Source organism: Alteromonas mediterranea DE, assembly GCF_000020585.3.
Taxonomy (GTDB): domain Bacteria; phylum Pseudomonadota; class Gammaproteobacteria; order Enterobacterales; family Alteromonadaceae; genus Alteromonas; species Alteromonas mediterranea.
In genome coordinates this window covers 1094643-1118952 of record NC_011138.3, presented here as the reverse complement: position 1 = coordinate 1118952, position 24310 = coordinate 1094643, and the positions used below count along the sequence as shown (strand labels likewise).

26 protein-coding genes, 1 tRNA gene and 1 pseudogene are annotated in these 24310 nt (G+C 44.1%); 13 read left to right on the top strand and 15 right to left on the bottom strand.

The features are described 5' to 3' along the window. Positions 1 to 7: 7 nt before the first annotated feature. The 6 genes and pseudogenes from MADE_RS05085 to MADE_RS05060 form a co-directional block, all read right to left on the bottom strand. Positions 8 to 403, bottom strand: a complete 396-nt coding sequence (locus MADE_RS05085; protein ID WP_023559544.1) for a hypothetical protein — start codon at positions 401 to 403, stop codon at positions 8 to 10. Beyond that, on the bottom strand, positions 375 to 1952 hold the full coding sequence (gene tnpC, locus MADE_RS05080) for an IS66 family transposase (RefSeq protein WP_023559543.1): 1578 nt from the start codon (positions 1950 to 1952) through the stop codon (positions 375 to 377). The genes MADE_RS05085 and tnpC overlap by 29 nt, the downstream gene beginning before the upstream one ends. A gap of 23 nt (positions 1953 to 1975) precedes the next feature. Then, on the bottom strand, positions 1976 to 2311 hold the full coding sequence (tnpB, locus tag MADE_RS05075) for an IS66 family insertion sequence element accessory protein TnpB (protein WP_012518757.1): 336 nt from the start codon (positions 2309 to 2311) through the stop codon (positions 1976 to 1978). Next, on the bottom strand, positions 2311 to 2595 hold the full coding sequence (tnpA, locus tag MADE_RS05070) for an IS66 family insertion sequence element accessory protein TnpA (protein ID WP_012516875.1): 285 nt from the start codon (positions 2593 to 2595) through the stop codon (positions 2311 to 2313). The genes tnpB and tnpA overlap by 1 nt, the downstream gene beginning before the upstream one ends. An 85-nt stretch (positions 2596 to 2680) precedes the next feature. After that, positions 2681 to 2938 (bottom strand): annotated as a pseudogene (locus tag MADE_RS21155) (DUF4158 domain-containing protein); the annotation flags it as partial. A gap of 344 nt (positions 2939 to 3282) precedes the next feature. Continuing rightward, a complete protein-coding gene (locus tag MADE_RS05060; protein WP_008467336.1) occupies positions 3283 to 3906 on the bottom strand; it encodes a recombinase family protein in 624 nt (207 codons plus the stop codon). A gap of 350 nt (positions 3907 to 4256) precedes the next feature. Here MADE_RS05060 and merR point away from each other — a divergent pair, with 350 nt between their 5' ends. The 6 genes from merR (at position 4257) to MADE_RS05030 (ending at position 7927) form a co-directional block, all read left to right on the top strand. Then, positions 4257 to 4628, top strand: a complete 372-nt coding sequence (merR, locus tag MADE_RS05055; RefSeq protein WP_033011277.1) for an Hg(II)-responsive transcriptional regulator — start codon at positions 4257 to 4259, stop codon at positions 4626 to 4628. Positions 4629 to 4818: 190 nt separating this feature from the next. Then, positions 4819 to 5166 carry a mercuric transporter MerT family protein gene (locus MADE_RS05050; protein ID WP_012517597.1) on the top strand — a complete coding sequence of 116 codons (348 nt, stop codon included), beginning with the start codon at positions 4819 to 4821 and terminating at the stop codon, positions 5164 to 5166. A 46-nt stretch (positions 5167 to 5212) separates the two neighbouring features. Continuing rightward, positions 5213 to 5497 (top strand): mercury resistance system periplasmic binding protein MerP, encoded by a 285-nt coding sequence (gene merP, locus MADE_RS05045; protein ID WP_008110847.1) that lies wholly within the window; start codon positions 5213 to 5215, stop codon positions 5495 to 5497. After that, positions 5497 to 5916: an organomercurial transporter MerC gene (gene merC / locus MADE_RS05040; RefSeq protein WP_012517596.1), complete on the top strand. Its 420-nt coding sequence runs from the start codon at positions 5497 to 5499 to the stop codon at positions 5914 to 5916. Before merP ends, merC begins: the two co-directional genes overlap by 1 nt. A gap of 20 nt (positions 5917 to 5936) precedes the next feature. Further along, positions 5937 to 7376, top strand: coding sequence for a mercury(II) reductase (gene merA / locus MADE_RS05035; protein WP_008467329.1), 1440 nt, complete (start codon positions 5937 to 5939; stop codon positions 7374 to 7376). A gap of 113 nt (positions 7377 to 7489) precedes the next feature. Beyond that, the gene (locus tag MADE_RS05030; RefSeq protein WP_008110853.1) at positions 7490 to 7927 is read left to right on the top strand and encodes a MerR family transcriptional regulator; all 438 of its coding nucleotides are present in this window, start codon (positions 7490 to 7492) and stop codon (positions 7925 to 7927) included. 169 nt (positions 7928 to 8096) lie between these two features. Here MADE_RS05030 and MADE_RS05025 read toward each other — a convergent pair whose 3' ends face one another. From MADE_RS05025 to MADE_RS20825, 6 genes are all read right to left on the bottom strand, one after another. After that, positions 8097 to 8900 carry a Tn3 family transposase gene (locus tag MADE_RS05025; protein WP_012517595.1) on the bottom strand — a complete coding sequence of 268 codons (804 nt, stop codon included), beginning with the start codon at positions 8898 to 8900 and terminating at the stop codon, positions 8097 to 8099. Positions 8901 to 9288: 388 nt separating this feature from the next. After that, a complete protein-coding gene (locus MADE_RS05020) occupies positions 9289 to 11388 on the bottom strand; it encodes a type I secretion system permease/ATPase (protein WP_012517594.1) in 2100 nt (699 codons plus the stop codon). Positions 11389 to 11390: 2 nt separating this feature from the next. Next, positions 11391 to 12047, bottom strand: coding sequence for an OmpA family protein (locus tag MADE_RS20840; RefSeq protein ID WP_012517593.1), 657 nt, complete (start codon positions 12045 to 12047; stop codon positions 11391 to 11393). A 19-nt stretch (positions 12048 to 12066) separates the two neighbouring features. Further along, entirely contained in the window at positions 12067 to 12408 is a 342-nt protein-coding gene (locus MADE_RS20835) for a TolC family protein (RefSeq protein WP_470207093.1), read from the bottom strand. A 39-nt stretch (positions 12409 to 12447) separates the two neighbouring features. Continuing rightward, positions 12448 to 12702: a TolC family protein gene (locus MADE_RS20830; RefSeq protein ID WP_023559540.1), complete on the bottom strand. Its 255-nt coding sequence runs from the start codon at positions 12700 to 12702 to the stop codon at positions 12448 to 12450. A gap of 33 nt (positions 12703 to 12735) precedes the next feature. After that, entirely contained in the window at positions 12736 to 13320 is a 585-nt protein-coding gene (locus tag MADE_RS20825) for a TolC family protein (protein ID WP_023559539.1), read from the bottom strand. A 260-nt stretch (positions 13321 to 13580) separates the two neighbouring features. Here MADE_RS20825 and MADE_RS05010 point away from each other — a divergent pair, with 260 nt between their 5' ends. The 5 genes from MADE_RS05010 (at position 13581) to smrA (ending at position 17023) form a co-directional block, all read left to right on the top strand. Further along, the gene (locus tag MADE_RS05010) at positions 13581 to 15401 is read left to right on the top strand and encodes a retention module-containing protein (protein ID WP_023559538.1); all 1821 of its coding nucleotides are present in this window, start codon (positions 13581 to 13583) and stop codon (positions 15399 to 15401) included. Further along, positions 15367 to 15729: a hypothetical protein gene (locus tag MADE_RS05005; protein WP_023559537.1), complete on the top strand. Its 363-nt coding sequence runs from the start codon at positions 15367 to 15369 to the stop codon at positions 15727 to 15729. Before MADE_RS05010 ends, MADE_RS05005 begins: the two co-directional genes overlap by 35 nt. A 213-nt stretch (positions 15730 to 15942) precedes the next feature. After that, positions 15943 to 16017 (top strand) — tRNA-Arg (locus MADE_RS05000). Between the two features lie 132 nt (positions 16018 to 16149). After that, the gene (locus MADE_RS21075) at positions 16150 to 16275 is read left to right on the top strand and encodes a hypothetical protein (RefSeq protein WP_012517590.1); all 126 of its coding nucleotides are present in this window, start codon (positions 16150 to 16152) and stop codon (positions 16273 to 16275) included. A 160-nt stretch (positions 16276 to 16435) separates the two neighbouring features. Beyond that, on the top strand, positions 16436 to 17023 hold the full coding sequence (gene smrA / locus MADE_RS04995; RefSeq protein WP_012517589.1) for a DNA endonuclease SmrA: 588 nt from the start codon (positions 16436 to 16438) through the stop codon (positions 17021 to 17023). A 157-nt stretch (positions 17024 to 17180) separates the two neighbouring features. Here smrA and MADE_RS20665 read toward each other — a convergent pair whose 3' ends face one another. Both MADE_RS20665 and purL read right to left on the bottom strand, forming a co-directional pair. After that, positions 17181 to 17321, bottom strand: coding sequence for a hypothetical protein (locus tag MADE_RS20665; RefSeq protein WP_012517588.1), 141 nt, complete (start codon positions 17319 to 17321; stop codon positions 17181 to 17183). A gap of 258 nt (positions 17322 to 17579) precedes the next feature. Beyond that, a complete protein-coding gene (gene purL, locus MADE_RS04990; RefSeq protein WP_012517587.1) occupies positions 17580 to 21467 on the bottom strand; it encodes a phosphoribosylformylglycinamidine synthase in 3888 nt (1295 codons plus the stop codon). Positions 21468 to 21643: 176 nt separating this feature from the next. Here purL and mltF point away from each other — a divergent pair, with 176 nt between their 5' ends. After that, positions 21644 to 23035 carry a membrane-bound lytic murein transglycosylase MltF gene (gene mltF, locus MADE_RS04985; protein ID WP_020743009.1) on the top strand — a complete coding sequence of 464 codons (1392 nt, stop codon included), beginning with the start codon at positions 21644 to 21646 and terminating at the stop codon, positions 23033 to 23035. Positions 23036 to 23195: 160 nt separating this feature from the next. Continuing rightward, on the top strand, positions 23196 to 23351 hold the full coding sequence (locus MADE_RS20660) for a hypothetical protein (RefSeq protein WP_012517585.1): 156 nt from the start codon (positions 23196 to 23198) through the stop codon (positions 23349 to 23351). A 70-nt stretch (positions 23352 to 23421) separates the two neighbouring features. Here the strand turns inward: MADE_RS20660 and tadA are convergent, their stop codons facing one another. After that, a complete protein-coding gene (gene tadA, locus MADE_RS04980; protein ID WP_012517584.1) occupies positions 23422 to 24093 on the bottom strand; it encodes a tRNA adenosine(34) deaminase TadA in 672 nt (223 codons plus the stop codon). Between the last annotated feature and the right edge of the window lie 217 nt (positions 24094 to 24310).

Below are 24310 nucleotides of genomic sequence, written 5' to 3'. Positions count from 1 at the left end.
GATTCGTTTAGTGTTTGAGGCTATCTTCGTTTAAGGAGGTGCGTTCTATATCTAACCGTGCTTCACAGCCGAAGATAAAGTCCCCTTGCTCTTCTCTTATCCAGTGATCTCCAACCGCGCGGATATCATCGCTAAACTTGGTCTTCTTTCTTTTTATCAATCGTTTTACTTGAAGTTGTCCTTCTTTAGGCGCTTGAGAGAGTGCATCAAGCACCATTTTTTCATTTTTGTCTGTGTTGTGCCAAGTGTCCAGTACGATGGCATTCCACACGGTTATTATCGTCAGCATAGCATCTTCCATTTCTGCCTGGCTGTAATCAGCAGGGAGTGCATTTAACACTCCTTTACCGAACTCCATAATTGTGGCTGAGATTTTAGTGTTGGGAAGTGAGTATTTTGACATCGCTGACTAACCTGTTTTGATTGTATTTTTGTTTCCAGAGCCGCGGCGTGAGGTCGATTACGTCCCTGGCCGGATGTAATGCCACGCGTTGTAATACATCCACCAGATAATGGTAGGGATTAACGCCTTGCAGGCGGCAAGTCACCATCAGGCTTTGCAGTATGCCCAGTTGTTCAGCGCCAAGTTCAGACCAGCAGAACAAATAGTTTTTTCTCCCCATGGGAATAACACGCAGTGCCCGCTCAAGATGATTGGTATCCATGGGTAAGGCGGGGTTACCCAGGAACACTTTGAGTTGGCTTTCTCGCTCATGCGCATAATGGAGTGCCTTGGCGAAGGGAGATTTGGGCAGTAAATCAGTGCGTTGTCGCTGTTGATAGACCCACCGGAAGAAGTCGGTAACGAGTGGCTCGCTGTGTTGTTGCCGGTAAGCATGGATATCGGCTAGGTCTAATTGTTTATGCCTGATGTGTTTTTCATGTCGGTAGAGCGCAGCGATAATATCCAGTGCCTGCTGTGCGGCTTGCGGCTCACTGTCGAGGGCTTTTTCAAAGCCCCTGCGCATGTGTACCCAACAGGCTGCGTGCACAATCTGTTGTTCTTGTTGGTTTATCTGCGCTACCGTTTTGGTGTAAGCGGCATAGCCATCGGTGAGCAAGGTACCGGTAAAGTCCTGTAACTGTGCTTGGGCATGCAACATACCCCGGCTGTTACTCCAAGTAAACGCCACTTCATCACTGTCACCGTACAGGGGCCAGAAGTAGGTTTGTTTCATGTGTCCGGGTTTTCGGCCAGCGCCTTTAGTGCGACCTGCTTTAATGGGCACTTCATCCATGGCCAGTATTTTACTTTGCAGAATGTGTTGCCACTGGGCTTTGGCGATGGGTCGAAGCAGCTCAATGCCTTTTTGTATCCAGTTGATTAAGGTGGCCCGGCTAAGGGTAATACCGCTATCCAGCATCCGTTGATGTTGGCGGTGAAGCGGTAAGTGATACACCGCTTTATCAACCATCAGTCCGGCGAGCAGTGAGACATCGCAGTAACAGCCTTCCAGCACATTGGTGGGGGCAGGCGTCTCCTTAATGGTTTGCGTGGTTTTATGACGCACGACCTGTCGACGGAATCTCAATACCACATAACTGCCAGGCTGTTGTGCTAAGCGACAGGTTTCTTTGGTATCCACTAATTCATACTGGTCGGCATCCGCCCCCTGTAATTCTGGCGCAGGTATATCAATAATCTGTTGCGGCACTGTCTCATCAAAACGCAGGCCTTCATCATTCAAATCCGAGTCGCGACGTTGCTTTTGTGAGGAACGAGTATGTGCCTTCACCGGTTTTGTTTCTGCCGGTAAGGTGAGGGTTTCCCCCTCATCAAACAAACTGCTCTGCGCCGGATTATCCGCTAACACCTTTTCAGACTTACGCCCGAACAACTGACGTTTAAGCCAGTCGAGTTGCTGCTTGAGTTGCGCAATTTCATCGGCTTGATGAGCAAAGGCAGCCTCAATTTCAGACGGTGAAAGGTGACTAATAGAGCGTGTTTTCATGGGCTAAATTATAACAAAATCAGTTAATTAAATCGCCTGTTTTGTTTGTCTTTTTGCCAGTAAATCCCATCAATCAAACACTGTAACTGAGCGCTGTTTAATGGTGTTTTTGCTGTGCCGTCAGTGACTTTGGCGAAGGTACCTCTTTCTAGACGTTTGCTCCACAAACAATAACCGCCCTGATGGTAATACAATACCTTTAGCTGGGTGCGGCGTTTATTGATAAACACAAACCAGTCACCACAATGCGCCTGCATGCCCAACTTGCTCTGTACCAGCGCTGCCAACCCATCAAACTGTTTGCGCATATCGGCATTGCCGGTGTACAACCAAATACGCCCATTAGATAAGGGTAACATCAGACGGCTCGGTTCATCCGCAGCACCACACCACCGGGTAATACCAGTTCTATCTCCCACGCTGAATCTATACTCTGGTTTCCGCTCGCTGGCATATCAAAAGCAAGCCAGTTATCCTGCTGCGCAAACGGTTGACTATCATCGCTCAGCTTTTTACGCCACAGATAAAAATTTGATACTGTTAACGCATGCTGTGCACAAAATTCACTGACTGTCAGCTCGCTTGCTGCTTGCTTGTCAACCAATCTTTGCCATTGCTCACGTGTACGTCTTTTTGTTGCCATCAGTAAAGTCTCCGTTAGTAAAATCTACGGAGGCTATTTTACGGAGTAGCACCGCAGGGAAAAGACAGTCTAAAATGATCGCTTACTCTTTACTGATGAACATTAAATCCTTAGAAACCTGCGAGTAAGCGATATCTAGGATGACGGGCTTTGATTTGAAGTATCCCAAAATCGCGACAAAGTAACATCTATGAGCTCTGAGACGAATTGACCGAAAAACTGCCAATTCCGCATCGTTCAGAGAAAAGTACAGACGTTGTTCTTCGATTGAAAAAATGGGTGGGGAATAAAGATCTGCCTGTTCTGCTCTCGTGAGAATAGTAATTTCGTTTTTGATGGCCATATCAGGGCTGTTCCGTATTAAATGTACGATATTTACCTAATTTGCCACACTTATAAGTAGTAACCCACCTCCGCAGCCATTTATTGGTGTGGTCTACAGAGGATTAAGTCTTTTTAGAGGGGAAAATCCCTAGAACCCCATATTGAGTTAATGATCGATGTGGAAACAACGGGGGCAACAGGCAACGTTCTAGAATTCAAAAAGCGAGAGAAGCTAGATTAGCTCCGAGACTTATGTTCTTAGCTGGATTAGTCTGGACTCAACCTGTCAAATTCAAATCACGATGCAATTAGGTCCGACAGGTTGCTCTAAGGGGTTTTGCGCCCATCCCCTCGAAATTAACCTTAGTCTAAGTTTTTAAGCTTTTTTCTAACTCTAATTACCGTACTTCGACTAACTCCAACTGCTTCAGCCGTTTTATTAATACTAAATCCAGCTTCAGTAAACGAGGCAATCCTATCATGAGCCTCTAAATCAGGCTGACGACCGTGATAAAGTCCCTTTTGCTGTGCTTTTACAATACCTTCTTTTTGCTTACGTTCACGTTCTCGATATTCTTTATATGCACTGGCCGCTAATATTTCTAACAGCATATTATTAATAGCACTAAGTATTGATCTCATAAAATCATCACTTGGAAAACTGCCAAATGTTAAATGACTGGTTGGTAGATCTAAACTAACAACACTAATTCCTTTTTCATTTATTGAGGCTACAAGAGTTTTCCAATCATCAGGGCTTAGCCTTGTTAAACGATCGATTGATTCAACTAACAAAACATCACCGGACTCTGATTCATCCAATAAACGAATTAGCTCTGGTCTATCTAAAGAATTACCAGATTTATTTTCTATATAAAAAGAAGCAATTCGTTTGCTGAAGCCAGAAACGAATTTTTTTAATGAGCTTTTTGCTCTATTTGCATCTTGCTCAGAAGTTGATGCTCGTAAATATGCTCTTATGAACATTTTTGCCTAATTAGGTCTATTTAGATGGTGTCATATCATATAGGTTTATTTAAGTGGTGTCATTACGTAATTGCCTGTGATATATTAACAGTATCTTTAGGGTGTACTCATGTAGAACTGCATGTAATAACACTAATTTGGACTTTGATAATGAAAAAGGATAAACCATACATTGTTGTGGTTTAATATTGTTGTAACAACGGTAACTTTACTTATTTAATAGAAGAAAAAACAAAATCAATTAGCGATGTTTAAACTGGTATTCATTGATGGTCACTTTAATTAGATATAAAGTAAGTAAACAAAAAGTCAGTAAGGTAATTGATAACGTGTCTAAACGAACCATAAGTATGTTGGCTAAAGAACTGAGTGTAAATGTCGAAACAATTCGCTTTTATGAACGCAAAGGCTTAATTAAACAACCACCAAAGCCTATGCAGGGCTATAGACATTACCCGAAAGAAACGGTAAATAGAATACATTTTATCAAGCGTTCTCAAGAATTAGGTTTTACGCTAAATGAGATTGAAGGGTTACTTGCGTTAAACGATAGTCCATGTAGTAAAGTACAAGAATTAGCTAATAAAAAACTGATCGCAGTACAAAAAAAGATGGCTGACTTGTTGTTGTTAGAACACGCTTTGGAAGAACATTTAGGACAATGCCAAAATAATGATGACGATAGCCACTGCCCAATAATTGATTCGTTGCAACCGAAGTAAATGATTCACTTAACTACCATTTCCCACTAAAACAGCATATCCAATTTTACTTCTGCGCCTTAATTCAAGTTAGCTTATTCCCCGTATCTGTCGTAGCAGATTATCAAAGATAAATTTTTTATAAATCACCCTTGACTCCGTACTTAGGTACATGCAATACACTTGCATTATCACTTAATGAGGTATCTATATGAATCAAAAAAAATCAAACCTTCCAATGATAGGAGGCATCATAGCAGCATTAGGCGCAGGCGTATGCTGTGTAGGTCCTTTGCTCCTGTTATTACTTGGGGTAAGTGGCTCATGGATTGGTAATTTAACTGCATTTGAACCCTATAGGCCATTATTTATCGCATTTGTAGTGTTGTTGTTTGGCTACTCAGGTTGGAAAATTTACCGTCCTGTAGAAGAGTGTGAGCCGGGAACGGCCTGTGCAATTCCTAAGAAACAGCAACAACGAAAAGTCATTTTCTGGCTGAGCGCTATAGTTGCGACAATTTTAGTGACCAGTAATTATTGGATACTTTTGTTTGCTTAATATACAGATCAAGAAATTTATAACATTTTAAAATTTGGAGCTAATTATGAAAAAATTATTATTAACCGCACTGCTTTCACTTTCTAGTTTTGGTGCTTTTGCTGAAGTAAAAACAGTTACACTGGAAGTGCCAACGATGAACTGTGCGACATGTCCAATCACAGTTAAAAAGTCATTAGAAAATGTTGATGGCGTTGAAAATGCGAAAGTTACCTACAAGCCTAAGCTAGCTGTTGTTTCTTTTGATGACACTAAAACCAACATCAATGCATTAATTGCAGCGACTACCAACGCTGGCTACCCTTCAAATTTAAAAAGTGAAAATAAGTAATGTTTAGCCCCTTAGAACTAGTTACGCGTATCGGAGATAAAGCAGGCTCTATAGGTGCACTTGTTTCGGCAATGGGATGCGCCATGTGTTTTCCCGCGATAGCTAGTCTTGGTGCGGCAATTGGGATGGGATTTCTTAGTCAGTGGGAAGGGGTATTTATCAATACGTTGTTACCACTGTTTGCAGTATTAGCGCTGGCAATGAATATCTTAGGCTGGTTTAGCCATCGTCAATGGTACCGTAGTTTTATCGGTTCAATTGGCCCCATTTTGGTTTTACTCTCTTTATACCCTTGGTTCCAGTACGGGTGGAGTTCATACGTTACTTATACGGGGCTAGGACTAATGGTTGCTGTATCAATTTGGGACATGGTTTCTCCTGCGAATAAACGCTGTGATGATGAAACTTGTACCGCTTAACTTTTTTAGAGGAATAAAATATGTCAACGAATAGTTGTTGCTCGTCAAATGACATCCAGCCAGAACAATTACATGTAGCCATTATTGGTAGTGGTTCAGGGGCCTTTGCCAGTGCGATTAAAGCAGCAGAAGGCGGAGCAAGAGTTACTATCATTGAAGGAGCCGATGTAATCGGAGGTTGCTGTGTAAATGTCGGCTGTGTTCCTTCAAAAATATTGATCCGTGCTGCGCAATTAGCGCATCAGCAACGTACTAACCCGTTTGATGGTTTAGAAAATATTCAGCCACAACTTAGCCGCTCCTTATTAGCACATCAGCAAAACGCTCGCGTCGAAGAACTACGCGATGCTAAATATCAACGTATTTTAGAGAGTAATCCCGCGCTATCTTTACTTAAAGGTTATGCACGTTTTAAAAATCAAAATACCTTGCTAGTTCACAAGTCTGATGGTAGTGAAGAAGAGCTGGTTGCAGATCGCATTTTAATTGCAACAGGCTCTACACCAAGCATTCCGCCAATTAAGGGTTTAGTTGATACACCTTATTGGACATCAACAGAAGCCTTATTTGCAGAAGAGTTACCGAGTAGTCTAGTTGTCATCGGCTCCTCCGTTGTTGCTCTGGAAATTGCGCAAGCTTATGCCCGTTTAGGTAGCCGTGTGACAATTCTAGCCAGACATACCCTTTTATATGCTGAAGATCCGTTATTAGGTGAAAAACTGGCAGAGTGCTTTGAAAAAGAAGGTATTAGGGTACTTAATAATACGCAAGCAAGTCATGTTTCTTATGATAGCAATGGTTTTTCATTGGAAACTAACGAAGGAACATTAATCGCTGAAAAATTGCTTATCTCTACGGGTCGCCATGCAAATACTGGAAAGCTTGGTTTAGAAAATGTTGGTGTTGAAACAGATAAAAGTGGTGCCATTGTTGTTAATAGTATGATGGAAACATCAACAGCTAACATTTATGCCGCTGGAGATTGCTCCAATATGCCACAATTTGTTTATGTTGCTGCTGCTGCCGGAAGTAGGGCTGGAATTAATATGACAGGTGGAAATGCGCAACTCGACTTATCTACCATGCCTGCTGTTATATTCACCGACCCACAAGTTGCTACGGTAGGTCTAACCGAAGTACAAGCTTCAGCGGTAGGAATAAATACGATAAGTCGTGTACTTGATATGGAAAACGTACCAAGAGCTTTAGCAAATTTTGAAACGGATGGTTTTATCAAGTTGGTAGCTGAAGAATCCACGGGAAAACTGATAGGCGCACAAATTTTAGCCCATGAAGGCGGAGAACTGATTCAAAGTGCGGCTCTTGCTATTCATAATAAAATGACAGTCGAAGAATTGGCAGGTCAACTATTTCCGTATTTGACGATGGTTGAAGGATTGAAGTTATGCGCTCAAACCTTTAGCAAAGACGTTAAAGAGCTATCTTGCTGCGCAGGGTAATCATTTAACGGTAATGTACTTACAGAAATGTTAATGGAGTGCCAATTGATTGAATGTAATCAAGATATCTTAAGGCATTCCATTAACAACACAAATTGGAAGCATGCTAAATCATGATTAAATCTAAGGTTGAAAACATTCCTGTTGGTGAAGTCAGTTTTTTGACAGAGATACCTGACATCAATAAGTTCATTAGTAGTGATGATGATGCGTTGGATTTTCCTTTGAGTATTTCTCAACTGGCACTAGCTGCACAAACATCTGTCCATACGGTAAGAAATTATGTTCTTGAGAACTTAGTACACTGCGAAGAAAAAACTAAGTCAGGCCATTCACTTTACGGCTTATGTGCATTAAAGAGATTAAAGTTCATTCGAGCAGCAAGGGCGGCAGGTCTTCTTGTAGTTGATATCAAGCCATTACTAATGGCAATAGATGCAGGAGAAAGAAAAGTTCCTGAAGACATCCAAAAGCTGCTACTTACTAAAATCGAGCATAGAAAAGTATTTTTAAATCTAGTAACAAACCAAATTGAAGAGTTTTGCAATTAGAACAATTATAGAACAGTTCATGGCTCGACTAAAAACTTGTTAGCTTATCTGTTTTCTATCAATGTTAGCTTGTATATATCAAGCATATAGAATATCAACACCTCCAATTTTTAATGGCACTTTGATGCGCAGTACCTTTTGAATTAGAAATACAAACAGATGGCATTCTTTAACTTATTGATTCTACATCACTAAGTAAACCAGCTAAGTCGATTTCTTTGCGGTCTTTATTAAAGGCATATTCCCCATTTAGATTAATGTGTTGCCAAGCAACAGGTGAAAGCCGAGAAATAACATCAACCACATCTTGCCTACCGTTCCTCTCTTGGATTTGTAAAAATGCCGATAGTAACGCGGAATTATAATAAATAATGCAATTTGAAATGAGTCGAGCACAATCGTTCCATTGTGATACTTGGTAATCATTCCCCCCACGAAATTTATTGCCATTAACTGAAGTAATAGCACGTTTTAACTGATGGTATGCTTCACCTCTGTTCAAGGCTTGCTGGACGTAATGACGCAACGTTGAATTATCAACATACTCCAAAACATAAATAGATTTAATTAAACGGTCGTACTCATGCAATGCTGACAATCTTCGGCTCTTGCCGTTACTCAACTTTCTAATGATTGTGCTTTGAGTGGTGGTTTTACGACTCAATGAACAAACAATATGCTGAATATTGTCCCATTCTTCAGCAATTAGCTTATGATTAATATCTTTCTTTAATTGAATACGGCCTCCGTTCTCTTCAGTCACTTCAAATAGCTCAAAAAACACCTTTTTCATTTTCGCGTATCGAGGGGCGAATGTGTAACCAAAGAAATCTAATATAGCGAAGTTAACATTATTGGTACCATGCGTATCGGTCGATAAGGTATTAGGCTGTATATCTGAAGAGTTGTTATAGAGTAAGTCAAAAGCAAAGTGACCTTCATATTCGTTAGCGCCAATGACTTGCGTACTCACCGGAACATGACGTGGTCAACCAAAATTGACCAACCCAGTTAAGCTACTTTTTTCAATTTCTTCATGTCCGCCTCATATTGATTTGAAATTTCCATACTTTATCTAATTCATGTTTTTCTAAATTAGCTAAAATGCAACTCAGAAATGTCCAGAAGTGAGTTGTGTGGTGTCGAGTGGAGATTGTACGATTAAGCCCCTAAGTAATTAGTCCGTCAGTCTCCCTCGGTAATCAAATTAGTACATCTTAGCGATCAAATTGGTAAAAAATTAGACATGTAGATGAATGCCCACCTTAAAAAATAGACAGCGGGTTGGGCTGGGTGATTTTTCTGGTGTTAGACGCCAGCAACCCATGCGGCAGAATGGTTGCTCACTTACTCGTCTATTTTTAGCGGGAATTCTTAGCCAACTGTACGAGCTCTACAAGGTCAAGCAAGGTCGTACGATGGGTATTTATAATAAGAGTTTTACCTGCGGTCGCGGCTTTTATGGTCTCTTTCATTTGCGCTTCGTTAGTCGAGTCCATCGCTGAGGTAGGTTCGTCCATAATGTATATAGATGGATCGCGAACAAGCGCCCTTGCCATAGCGACCGCTTGTCGCTGTCCGCCCGAGAGTAGAGAGCCTCGCTCGCCAACTATTTGCTCTACCCCATTCGCGCTACTATTGACCAATTTTGCTAAACCACATTGGCTTAATATTTCCCAGAAATCACTATCATCCATGTTCAAGTTTTCAGGCATGATATTGTCTTTAAGCGTTCCATAAAAAAGGCTCACTTCTTGGGGAACATAACCAATTTGCTTGCGCAACAGCGTAGGATCGTATTGTTGTAAATCGATACCATCCATCAAGAGCTGTCCCGATTCAGGCCGGTAAAAACCCATAATGAGTTTATTAAGTGTAGATTTACCGCAGCCATTTTTCCCTAAAATGGCAACATGCTCTCCTTGTTTAATCGAGAAGTTAATGTCTTTAAGTGCAAGTACATTTTCATCGGGATATTTAAAGCAGAGTTGGTTTGCATCTATATTGCCGTTCAGTACAACGTTGTTCTTAATCTGCTTATTACTGCCCGATTCACTAGGCATTGCCATAATTTCATCAAGGGCATTTTTGGCGGTTTCCGCGTGATGGAACTGGGCTAACATCGATGCGGCTTGTGAAACAGGCCCCATCGCGCGGCTAGATAAAAGATAAGCGGCAATCAAACCACCTTGCGTAATTACGCCTTCGATAATTAAATAGACGCCAGTTAAAATAATGACCACGCCTACCGACTGTTGAATCCAAAGTGCGGCGTTATTTACCGACATGGAAACTAAGCGAAGCTTCGCATTAACTTTAGCAAGAAATATGGTCTGTTTTTCCCACGCGCTCTGGTTTCGACTTTGATAACCAAATGCTTTTATGTCTTCCAAAGACGTTACGCTTTCAGTAACAAGCGAGCTCTTACGCGAGCTTATTTCCATCGATTCTTCAGACAACGAGCGCATGACTCGCTGTGCTTTCATTGCGTGTAGAAATAAGAGAGTAGCGCCAATAAGCATTGGGATAATCAGGTAGATATCGATCATTGCAATAATGACGACAAATAAAAGTCCGAAGGGTAGGTCCACTAAAGCAACCAGCGTTACCGAGCCAAAAAACTGCCTGATACTTTCAAAAGACTGTAAGCTGTTGATAAACGCGCCGCTCTTAGCAGGCTTATTCGCTAAGTTTATCGATAGCACTTTTTCCATGATTTTTGCAGAAAGAGTTACATCTAAACGGCTTGCCGCTAGCTCCACAAAATATTGACGCAGCATGCGCAGCAGGAAGTCGGCTGCTAATACCATCAAAACGCCAATTGCTAGTGCCCACAGGGTTTCCAGCGCCGCGTTAGGTACGACCCTGTCGTACACGTTCATCACGAATAAAGGCAGCGCAATAGAAAGAAGACTGATAAAAACCGACGCTAACAGCACGTCTCGGTATAGCCCTTTCGCAGTCTTTATAGACGACCACAACCAGTGCCCTACCGACGATTTATCAATGTTTGCATTTGTCTCTTGCGCCTGCATTTCAGGGCGAGCGAAAATAATGTAGCCAGTATATCTAGCGCTTAGCTCTTCCCTTGCCACTTCAACAACAGCGTCGTCCAGCTCAGGGTAAGACACCCTTGCATGCGTCGGAGATAAACCGTGTAAGACACATGCTTGCTTTTCGTTTAACACTAAAACAGCGGGCAATAGAGCCGTGTTAATGTGATCAATATCACGCTTAACTGTCCGGCTAGCAAGCCCAGCTCTTTTAGCGGCCCGTTCAAACCCCGTGGGAGATAACTCACCGTGGTCTAACGGTAGCCCACTAAGTAAGCTTACACGTGATACATCTAAATGATGTGCGTGACAGATTGTCATTAAACAATCCATCAACACCCCGCCCTGCTGCTCTAAATAAGATACGTCGTGTACGACCTTTTTATCCTTCATATAGGTCTGCCGCATCACTATTCGTTAGAGGGAAGCTGGATAATAGCCGCCTCAATTCTACGGTTACGCGCATTGGCAGCCTCAGACTCTTCATTAACCAAGGGGCGGCTTTCGCCATAGCCAACAGCGGTAATTCTACGAGGCGCTATATCAGCTTTCGTCATAAGAAGAGACGCAACAGCCTTGGCCCTTCGCTCTGACAAGCGCTGATTGTATGCTGCATCGCCATCAAGTGAGGCGTGACCATGAATAATCACCCCTGAATTTGGATTAGCATTTAGCGCGTCAATGACGTCTTGCAAATTGTTTTCGTATTCTGGCAACACGTCTGTGGAGTTAGATGTAAACTCTATGTTTACCTTAAAAGAGTCGATTATTTGAGCGTCGTCAAGAGTGAAATCGGCAGCGCTCGGCTCTGGTTCTTTTGCCTCACAGCCAAAATCATCAACCATAGCCCCTGGCGTTGAGTCTACACAGTCGTCCCACAAATCTACAATGCCATCTCCATCAGAATCCCGCTTAAGAATGTTTCGCTCATCTTCAAAGTTAGTGCGTACGACAGGGCAAACATAGTTGGGGTCATAGCTGATTTTTTCTTCTGCCATGTCAAGTACGTCAGGTACGCCTTCTTTTGTAATACCTAATGTTTGCGCCAAACTGCCCGAGGCAGCCAAAAGCCTAACCCGCGCTTTCTCAAGGGTATACTGAGCCTCTAAATAAGCTCGACTCGTAGTATTCGTTTTCAGAATCAAGTAAATCTAATAGCGAACGCTCACCGATAGTAAACTGATCCATGTAAGCTGACTTCACTCTATCTGATGACAGCCTATGCGCGTTTAGTGAAGGAAGCTGCTCGGTAATGTTGATAATGTCGTTGTAAGCAATTTGCACCGTTTGCCGCATATCGATACACGCTTTGTCTCTTAAATCTTTTGCAAGATCCACCTGAGACAATGCTTGCCTAATTGCTGCGCGGTCAGAGCCCACGTTATACAGATTGTACGAGAAATTAACCCCTACGCTAGCCTCAGTGATTGTATTATTCAGTGCCGCTTGATCTCGCGTTTGTGCACCTTAGCTCGCCGTCAAATTAACTTGAGAGTGATACAGACTTTTCGCACTGTCTACTCCATAACGTTGTGCATCTATATTGTAAATTGCCGCGTTAAATTGCGGGTTAGTGCCATAGGCATTGGTCAATAACGTTTTAACATCTGTCACACTGGCGTCTACATAAGCAGAGCTTAACGTTACAGGCGTTAATCTATCTGCAGGTTTCTCTCCCACTAAACGAAGAAAACGTGCGGTGACGTCGTGAAGGTTAGACAACTCGGTTAATACATTGGATTCAGCAAGAGAAAGTCACCCACTGATTTGCTCTAGGTCGGCCCGTCGCCCAAGCCCCACTTCAACGCTTTCTTCAATCTGTTTGAAAACATCAACGTGAGTAATAAGGTTTTCTTCGGCCAGTCTTAATAATTCTCTAAACAGCTGTACGTCCATGTAAGCAAGCGCAGTATCAAGCGATTTTTGCTCCACCTCGCCCAGTAATTCAAAGTACCTTACCACTTGCGCTTGTTTGAACCGCTTAACTTCGCTACTTGTTAAAAACCCGTCATAAAGCATTTGGGTTAGGGCGATTTCAGCTGTGTGCCCCATGTACTCTCGGTCTAAACCATAATTTCTATCTGTGTAGGCACTCGTCGCCAATACGTCTACCTGGGGCCTAAAGCCTCCGCGAGCGATATCAACATCTGACATTGCAACTTGAAGCTGACGCCAGCTGGCTTGCACTTCAGGGTTTTGATTAACAACCTTACGAACGTAACTCTCTAGACTCGCTGAGGCACTTCCCTCACCACTAGTTTGAGCAAAAGCGCCGTGAGCCAATACAGCGCCAGCTGTTCCTATTACAACTTTAGAAAGCACTGTTTTAATAAACTTCATATATGCATCTCACTGTATAAATTCTTCACGACATTTGTGCCGTTTCTTACTTTAAAAAAGTAGACGCTGTAAAATTTTCTGCAAACCCAGTTACGTATTATTAGACGAAAAATTAATAAATTAGGGGGAATTACCTAGTTTTCCTCACGCCTTTATACCAATGGCTAAAGCCTATCCGTACTACGGTCCGGTAACGAGATTGAAAAGCCCTGCTACGCTTTTTATATAGCGTAAATATCTATTTTTATTGAGAGGGACTTATGGCCGAGGTAAGCATTGTAGAAGTAAATGGTGAAGCTTCTTTAGTACGTAGTGAAACAGGCGAGCAAATTAACGCAGTGTCAGGTATGGCGGTTAACGAGGGCGATGTTTTAAATATTTCACCAGATGCCACCGTTACCGTTAGCGTAAACGGTGAACTTCGCACATTGCCAGCAGGGCAGACCGTATCGTTCCCTCTACAGTTAGACTTTACGGACAGCAATACCGACGACGAGTTTGCAGTTTTTGATGAAAGCGTGGATGAACTTGCAGCACTGCTCGACGGCGTTGAAGGCACTGAGAACGCCTCTCAAGAGAACGGTGACTTTTTAGACGTACTTGCCGGAGAAGGCGATATCTTGGAATCGTTAGAAGCGACAGCGGCAGGTCTTGATGGCGGCGCTGGTACCGGTGGTGGTAGTAACTTTGTACGCGTAGATCGCATCAATGAAGACGTTGACCCCGTAGGCTTTCAATTTGAACAAAATAACAACAATGACGGTGACATAACCCCAACTGAATTCTCGGGGACCGGAGAGCAAGCCCAAGATATATCGCTAACCTTAGACCCTATTGGATTAACCAACGATACAACGCCGACCATTACAGGTATCACCTCTGCCATTCCTGGTAGCACGGTAACCTTTACAGTGACAGACAGTGAAGGAAACACTCAAACACTCACGGCGATTGTTCAAGATGATGGTACGTTCAGCGCAGATGTTCCTAATGCCTTAGCAGACGGTGATTTTACTGTCGACGCTACTGTGCTTGAGCCAACTGGCAACACCGCTGATGGCTCAACGACTGGCCAAATAGACGCTACCGCACCGACAATCACTATAAATGCGCCAGGCTCGGATAACGATACCACGCCAACCCTTACCGGTACCACTGACGCGACGCAGGGCAGTACCGTTACCCTTACCATTACTGATAGCGCGGGCAACACGCAAACCGTGACCGCCATTGTGCAGGCTGACGGAACTTACAGCGCAGACGTACCGGCTGAATTGGCCGAAGGTGAATTTACGATTAATGCCAGCGTGACCGACGAGGCGGGTAATACCGATACCGACACAGGTACTTTAGTAATTGATACCACTGCACCTACGGTAGCCATTAACGATCTAACCACCAACGACACCACGCCAGAACTTACCGGTACGGTAAACGATCCGAACGCGGTTGTAGTGGTGACTATTGACGGGAATGACTACACCGCTACCAATAATGGTAACGGTACCTGGACATTAGCTGACAATATTGTCGCATTACTCGCTGAAGGTAATTATACGGCAACGGTTACCGCTACGGACGCTGTGGGTAATTCTGACTCAGCTACAGGTTCGATTGTTATCGATACCAGTATTGATGAAAACAATAATGGCCAAACGGTGACGTTCGATAGTATTTCAAACGACTCTGGCGTGGCTGGAGACTTTATAACTAGCGATAGCACGCTTATCTTTAATGGAACGGTGGACCTTGGTGACAATACTACCCTAACTGTTACCGTTGATGGAACGTCCTATACCTTTGGCACTGACCCTGAACTTACTATTGATGGCAGCGGCAACTGGAGCCTGGATTTAACTGGCACACCGCTACCAGCAGGCACCTATGCCGTAGTGGCGACAGTGACAGATGAGGTCGGTAATTCGGCGAGCACGGCAAGTCAAAATGTCGTCGTTCAGGCCCTCGATGCTATAAACGACGGTAACGCCGTTGATATGGGTGAGCCTGTGGTGACGGTGAACCCGCCAGAGACCACCAGCAACGACTGTGGATATTGGCGACCCTGTTTCAACAACGCCTGAAACTACAGCGCCTGAGCCTGTTACTTCAGGAACAATACCGGAAGACACAATCACCCTTCCTGAAGAAGGTGATATTGTTTCGGGAGGTCCTGTCACTGAAGTTACGGTTGATGTAGTCGATATCGATCTTCCACCTGAAGATTTAATTCTACCTGCTACCGAGCCAACGTCTGCTGACGCAACTGGCAATAGCACTTCCTTAAGTGGGACTGAGACCGTTGTTGGTGATACGTCTAAAGAAAGTGGCAGCGATATTGGAACGGCTTCACCTACGGAGTCAGACGTGCTCAAGACAGCCATTGATAAACTACCGCCTACCGACATTTAACGTAGCCTACGTTTAAACCTTAAAGCCCTGATGTCATTGCATCAGGGCTTTTTTTTGCTTGTGAAATGATAAACCGATAACGTTTGTCTTCTCTGTACAACCACCGAATTTAAAAGGTATAAAAGATTTCCCTCGAAGCAGCTGCACATCATTGATTAATATAAGGGTTTCGTATTTTATCGAACTACGTATAATGTAGGTGTCACGCATTAGGTCCCCATAGTTTAATGGATAAAACAAGGCCCTCCTAAGGCTTAGATGTTGGTTCGATTCCAGCTGGGGACGCCATTTTGGCTGGCTTAAACTAGAAATAAAGTAAACCTTCCTATACATTTCGCTCCCCTATCATCATGTTTATCTTTTCTACTTTGGTTGTAATTTAATCGAATTAAGCAATACTCTTCCAAACAGGAGAGCATAATGACTTTCAATTCGTCCCCCCAAGAAGAAACTGGCGATGATGCTGAAACACCTATCGATTCAGCATTTACCGAAGAGGAATGGTATGCAATAGAGGCACTATCTGAGCCCGGAGCCATCTTCTAAACGATGAAATTTCAAAATTAATCCCCACTTTTATAGCCGTTGCCTTTTTAGAAGACATTCTTTCTGTGCGTTTAGCTTTCCAGTAAGCACTCATTGCAATAGATCATAAGGCACAAAATAACATATAAATAGCATTATAGTAGTTAGTGTGGGGGTTAATATGAGCCACTTTGAAAACGACGATATCGATTCGTTTTTTGCTGAAATGCAAGATGTAAAACCTATTACTTCAGATGACAAGGCTTTATTACACGACCCTGAAAAGGCGCTCGCCGAAAAACAAAAGCGAGCAGCCTTGAAGTTAAGCGTTCGCGACAAACTCGCTAATCCACTGAGCATGGATGGTGTAAAGCCAATACCGCCTGATGACTTTATACATTTCCAGCAGCCAGGCATACAAGATGGTGTGTTTAAAAAACTGCGTCTTGGTAAATATCCGTTGGAAACCAACCTAACGCTATCAGGAAAGACACTGGAGCAAAGCCGCGACCTAATTTATAGCACCATTAAATCAAGTCACGAACGTGGGGTTCGTGCCCTGCTCATAAAACATGGAACCGGTGAAAATAGCAAGCCTTTTCCAGCACTCAAGAAAAGCTATGTCAATCACTGGCTAAGAGAGCTAGATGAAGTGATTGCATTTCATACCGCACAGCCTATGCATGGCGGATTTGGTGCTACTTATGTGTTGCTGAAAAAGCACCCTCAGCAAAAACTGATTAACCGAGAAAAAAATAAGAAAGGATAAAGTGAGAGACAAGTTTTGCAGGCTTCGGCTGTGCATTTCGTTCGTCTCGTTTTAAGCTTTTTTATGCGACACAATACGCAAAAAGCTTTTTAATAGCCCCAATGATTAACGCCCGTATCAAGTGACTTGATACGGGCGTTAGAATTTTTCTTTCAGACTACTTAACTGAAGACAGCACACTTAGCGTTGTTGGAGCTTCGGCAGATTTCGCAGATGTGCTAAAAACAGCAGTTACGAACATCAGCACTACAGCTACAGCCACTCCGGTTAAGCCAAACCCTTTTGAAGAACGATTCATTGGTCGTCTCTTATTATTTAAACCAGCGAAGCAATGATACTTCAGCCAGTACAACCCTAATTCAACTCCTGTAACCAAGCCGCATTCCTTGCTTGCACTACAATAGATCAGTGACAACTTGATGACAAGGGCAAAAATCAGATTTTTGACACTTTGCCAAAGGTTTGACGTCATTCTAAAGTATGAACATTTATTAATCGGTATATTTAAGGTAAATAAACAGGGGTTTCCCCCTGTTTTACTCAATAGCCAATTTACCTAGCCAACGAATTTACGGGCGTTCCTGAAGATTCTCATCCACGCACCGTCTTCTTGCCAATCGTCTGGGCACCATGAGTTTGCAACGGCTCTAAATACACGTTCAGGGTGCGGCATCATTATAGTGCTGCGCCCATCTACAGACGTTAAACCAGTGATACCTTGCGGTGAACCGTTCGGGTTAGCTGGGTATTGCATTGTTGGCTTGCCGTAGTTATCTACATAACGCATAGCCACCTGCTCGCCTACTTGCGATAGCGCATTATCATTAGCAAATTCAGCCTGACCTTCACCGTGCGACACCGCAATTGGCATACGCGAGCCCGCCATGCCATCTAGCAGCACAGACTTAGACTCCATCACTTCAACCATAGCGACACGGGCTTCAAATCGCGCCGACTGGTTAGTCACGAAATGCGGCCAGTGTTCTGTGCCAGGGATCAATGATTTAAGATTCGATAGCATCTGACAGCCGTTACATACACCTAAGCTAAAGGTGTCGTTGCGGGTAAAAAAGCCTTCAAACTGATCGCGCGCCATGCTATTGAACAAAATAGACTTCGCCCAACCCTCACCTGCGCCTAATACGTCGCCGTAAGAGAAACCGCCACAAGCAGCAAGACCCGCAAACTGCTCAAGAGTAATACGACCCGCCAACACGTCACTCATGTGCACGTCGATAGCGTCAAAACCTGCACGGGTAAATGCAGCCGCCATTTCAAGGTGGGAGTTAACGCCCTGCTCTCTTAAAATCGCCACTTTCGGCTTAACGCCTTTGGCAATATAAGGCGCGGCTACATCTTCGTTAACATCGTAAGACAGTGCTACATGTAAACCAGGGTCTGCAGCATCCTGCTTCGCAGCGTGTTCTTGCTCTGCACACTCTGGGTTATCACGAAGCTTTTGCATTTCAAACGTAGTTTTTGCCCAGGTAGTACGCATGGATACACGGCTATCCGCAAGTACAGCAACGCCGTCGCGGTTAAACTCAATCATATCCGTGCTACTAAGCGTACCGATATCGTGCGTCAATTCAGTTAAGTCAAATTCAGCTAATACAGCGTTAACTGCGTCTAGGTCGCTTTCAAGCACTTGAATTACGCCGCCCAATTCTTCATTGAACAGTACAGCGATGTCGTTGCCTTGAAGGCTATCAAGGTTAATACTTACACCTGTTTTACCAGCAAAGGCCATTTCAGCGACCGTGGTAAATAGACCGCCGTCTGAACGGTCGTGGTAAGCCTGCACCAATCCCTTTTCGATAAGGGCCTGCATGGCATCGAAGAAGCCTTTAAGGCGCGTAGCAGACACCACATCAGCTGGGCTATCACCAAGCTGTGTATATACTTGTGCTAAACAACTCGCGCCCAAGCGGTTTTTACCTTCACCTAGGTCAAGCAACAATAAGCGACTTGCGCCTTTGTCTGTGCGAAGCTGTGGCGTTACCGTTTTGCGAATATCTTTGACTGCACCGAAAGCAGAAATAACTAAAGATAGCGGTGAAGTTACGGCCTTATCTTCTCCATTTTCATTCCATGCGGTCTTCATCGACATGGAGTCTTTACCCACTGGGATGGTTAAACCAAGTTCGGGGCAAAGCTCTTCACCCACGGCTTTCACCGCTTCATAAAGGCCCGCATCTTCACCCGGGTGACCGGCTGCAGTCATCCAGTTGGCTGAAAGTTTTATACGCTTAATATCGCCAATATTTGCCGCCGCAATATTAGTTAACGCTTCACCTACTGCTAGGCGTGCAGACGCGCCGTGCGACAACAATGCAACGGGTGTACGCTCGCCCATTGTCATGGCTTCGCCGTGATAGGTATCAAACGCCGTTGCCGTTACCGCTACATCGGCCACCGGTACCTGCCATGGACCTACCATTTGGTCACGACTTACAAGGCCCGTTACCGAGCGATCGCCAATGGTGATAAGGAATGTTTTTTCAGCCACTGTGGGTAACGACAGAATGCGCGTCGCTGCATCACTTAATGTAATACCCGCGTCATCTAGTGCAGGCGAGCTTACTTTTTTGGAGCTCACATCGCGATGCATTTTAGGCGGCTTACCTAAAAGCACATCTAGCGGCATATCGATGGGTTTATTTTCAAACTGGCTATCGTTCAGGTTTAAGTGCTGCTCGGCAGTCGCTTCACCTACCACCGCAAACGGCGCGCGTTCGCGGGCGCAAATCGCTTCGAACACAGGCATATTTTCAGGCGCAACCGACATAACATAGCGCTCTTGCGATTCGTTACACCACAATTCTAGTGGCGTCATGCCAGGCTCATCAGACAATACTTTTCTAAGCTCAAAGTTACCGCCTCGGCCGCCGTCGTTTACAAGCTCTGGCAGTGCGTTTGAAAGACCACCCGCGCCCACATCGTGGATAAACTGAATAGGGTTGTTATCCCCTAGCTGCCAACATGCATCGATCACTTCCTGACAGCGACGCTCCATTTCTGGGTTATCACGCTGAACGGAGGCAAAGTCTAAATCTTCATTCGACTGACCAGAGGCCATTGAAGACGCAGCACCGCCACCAAGGCCAATGTTCATGGCAGGGCCGCCAAGCACAATAAGCTTAGCGCCTACGGTGATTTCGCCTTTCTCGATGTGATCACGGCGAATATTGCCTAAGCCACCCGCAAGCATGATGGGCTTGTGATAACCACGCACTTCAACGCCGTTAAAGCTATTGACTTCTTGCTCGTAGGTACGGAAATAACCCAGTAGCGCTGGGCGGCCAAATTCGTTGTTAAACGCAGCACCACCCAGTGGGCCTTCAAGCATAATATCAAGGGCACTGACAATGCGCTGTGGCTTGCCATATTCTGCTTCCCACGGCTGTTCAGCACCAGGAATACGTAAGTTAGATACAGTAAAACCAACCAAGCCTGCTTTAGGTTTTGAGCCACGGCCTGTAGCACCTTCATCACGAATTTCACCGCCTGAGCCTGTTGCTGCACCAGGGAAAGGTGAAATTGCCGTTGGGTGGTTGTGAGTTTCTACCTTCATTAAAATATCGATATTTTCATGATGGTATTCGTATTGATGCGACTGAGGGTTCGGGAAGAAGCGCCCTGCTTCCCAGCCTTCCATTACTGCTGCGTTATCTTTGTAAGCTGAGTACACGTGATCAGGCAACAACTCGTAGGTGTTTTTGATCATTTTAAACAGCGATTTTTCTTGGTCTTCGCCGTCAATGGTCCAGCTAGCGTTAAAGATTTTATGGCGACAATGTTCCGAGTTTGCTTGGGCAAACATGTATAGCTCTACATCGGTAGGGTTTCGGCCTAACTTGGTAAAACTATCAAATAGGTAGTCAATCTCATCATCGGCTAATGCAAGGCCTAACGACACGTTTGCATTAACCAGTGCCTCTTTGCCTTCACCTAACACATCGACACTGGTAAAGGTGTTGGCTTCGGTGTGAGCAAACAGCACCGCCGCATCGTCAGTATGGGTGAACACTGACTCGGTCATTCTGTCGTGTAAGAAGCTAGCAACAAGTGCAAAATCTTCATCACTCAATGTAGCGTCGGTCTCGATATAAAACGCGCAACCGCGTTCTATACGATTGATATTTTTTAGACTACAGTTGTGAGCGATGTCGGTGGCTTTAGAAGACCAGGGAGAAATAGTGCCGGGGCGAGGAGTAATAAGGAAGAGGGTTCCAGAAGGTGTTTGTGCTTGCCTCGCGGGGCCGTAAGTGAGCAGCTTCTCGAGAATCTCTATTTGCTGCTTAGACAAGTCACCTTGGGAGTCTACTAGGTGAACATATTCGCTATATAGGTTTTTAACCCTAACGCCGGATTGACCCAGCTTTGCAATCAGTTTAGTTTGGTTAAACTCTGATAGTGCAGGAGCGCCTCGAAGGACCAACATATTGATTTACCTGGTTTGTTAGAAACAACGACCACCAATGCGACGCGTTGCCTCTTGGATTGATGAGTATTTCGGCGCGGATTATAGAGTAAATATGCGCAGTAAGTAACCTCATAACGCGCTTACATGAACTTTTTTTTAAACTTAGACGGTTTAATGACATTAAGTAAAGGTCTATGCAGTCACAAGACTATAAAAAACGATTAAAACTACAAATAATAATCATATTATCTATTGCTGTAATGAGTTGTGGGGTGCCAAACGTGCCCACTGCTCTGTCTTCGTTATTAGAAAGGGAATCTATTCGTGTAGGCACGGTTTACGGTGCGGGCACATTTTACAATGGTGCAGAAGGGCCGCAGGGGTTCGAATACGAATTACTGGCTGGTTTCGCCGATTATCTTGGGGTAACACTCGATTTGTACCCTTTTTACAGCTACGAGGTCATGCTTGAACAACTCGAAGAAGGCAATTTAGACATCGTCGCTACCGGAGACGCCGTTACGCCAGCGCTAAAACGTCGTTTTGCTTATGGACCTGCCTACCAGCGTGTAGAGCAGGAACTCGTGTTTCAAGCTGGCGCCACCAGACCTAGAGACTTGGCAGAGCTAGACTCTCCTATTATTGCGGTAGCAGGAAGCAGTCAGGCTCACCTTTTATCTAATCTCTTTAAACGTTTAAGTGAAGAAGAGGATGAAGCAGTTCAGACTCAATTAATTACCACTGAGGACTCAGATTCAGAAGAACTACTTCAACAGGTCGCCAACGGTGATATTGCCTATACGGTTGCAGATAGTAATCGCTTAGCCCTACAGCGCAGACGTTATCCAAATTTGGCTGTCGCACGAACGCTTAATGAAAATATGCCTATGGCATGGGCGTTGCCTTTACAACAAGATGACTCAGTTAAAGCGGCGTTAATTGAATATTTTGGCACAGTGCACCAATCTGGATGGTTTACCGTGTTAGAGGATAAGTACTTTGGTCATATTCGCCAGTTTGATTATGTAGATAGCCGAGCGTTCAATTACGCCGCAGAGTCTACCCTTACTCAATATAAGTCTTTATTTCAAAAGTATGCAGGCGATTTAGATTGGCGCCTTCTAGCCGCAATGAGCTACCAAGAAAGCCATTGGAACAGTGATGCGATTTCAAGAACAGGGGTGCGGGGGCTGATGATGCTTACATTAGCTACCGCCAGCGACTGGAATGTAGACGATAGAACCGACCCTGAACAAAGTATTCGAGGAGGCTCGCGCTATTTCGCCAGTTTATTAAATAGAATACCTGCGCGTATCAGTGAACCAGACAGAACCTGGATGGCGATGGCATCGTATAATATCGGTATGGGTCATTTAGAAGATGCGCGCATTTTAACAGAACAACAAGGGGGTAACCCCGATCTTTGGGTTGACGTTAAACGCCGCCTGCCGCAATTGCGTCAAAAAAAGTACTACCGCACTACCCGCTATGGCTACGCTAGAGGCGATGAAGCATTGCAATATGTTGAGAACATTCGCCGCTATTACGACAGCTTAGTGTGGTTAGACGAACAAGGAAAAATTTAACCCTCGTCGTCTGGTAGATCTCTTGAAAACTGTCATTTCGATGTCATCTTTATAGCCTACCCTAAGAATGAGTCAGCCAAAGGCTGACTCGCTTTCTCGACATACGTCATTTTTAAAAACATTTACGATGTTTAACGAAAGAGAAGAGAAAGGAGAATAAATGAAAAAAAACCGTTTTATGAAGAAAGGAATAAAATTGAAAAATAACAATAGACGTCGTCTTATGCTAAAGCGTTGCCATCAGAAAGTGCTACAACGCCGCAAGCTTTTTGTTACCAGCGATATGTTTACTCAACTCACGCGTAAACCAAGTTAATCAAAGGGCCGATTTGAGTGCGCTGTACGATAGTGGTTCTTCCATTCAGCCCTTTCACTGCACTATCTTTTTAATCAGGCATTTTGCCTTCAAGCCGTTTTTTCGCCTTTTTGGCAGCCTTGATTTCTTCCCTGCGCTTACGAAAAAAATCTGACAATTTATTAGCACACGTCGACGCTAATACCCCAGAGACAATATCAACCTGATGGTTAAGCGCAGGGTGTTGCAGCAAATTCATAACAGAGCCCGCCGCCCCCGTTTTCGCATCCTTAGCGCCAAATACCACGCGCTTCACTCGAGCATGCACCAACATTCCCGCACACATCGAGCAAGGCTCTAGCGTAACGTATAACGTTGCATCGATAAGCCGATAGTTTTGAACTTTGGAAGCAGCCTGTTTGACAGCGCGCAGCTCTGCATGAGCAGAAGGGTCGTGATCGCTAATCGGTGTATTGTACCCTTCCCCAATAAGTTCGCCATTTAATACCACACAAGCGCCAACTGGCACTTCCCCGATGGACTCAGCGCTATCGGCAAGGGCTAAAGCATGCTTCATCCAACGAATGTGCTGCTCCAACTCCTCATCACTTACGGCCACGTTACTAACGTCACTTTCATGCATGTGGCTCAACGATTTGATATTAGCCACATCACTACCTGACTGAGACCGATCTCTCCTAACGCTTTGTTGGTGATTCAGTTCAGAAGGCATGGGTGAAGGGTTGTTATTTTCGTCACTCATTCGTCAAATTTGCTATTTTACTTGGTGAAATTTATTAACTTTCGTTTTTGATTAGCCAAGAAAAATAACGTAAGGCAATAATAATTAATGACTTTTGTCACTTGGCAACCTATTTGCAAACTCTCATTATATCACTGCTAAGGCATGTTGGCCTTCCTTGAAAATCAAGGGCTGACAAGTCTGGTACGAATAGGACTTAATTGGTTACATTTTTTAT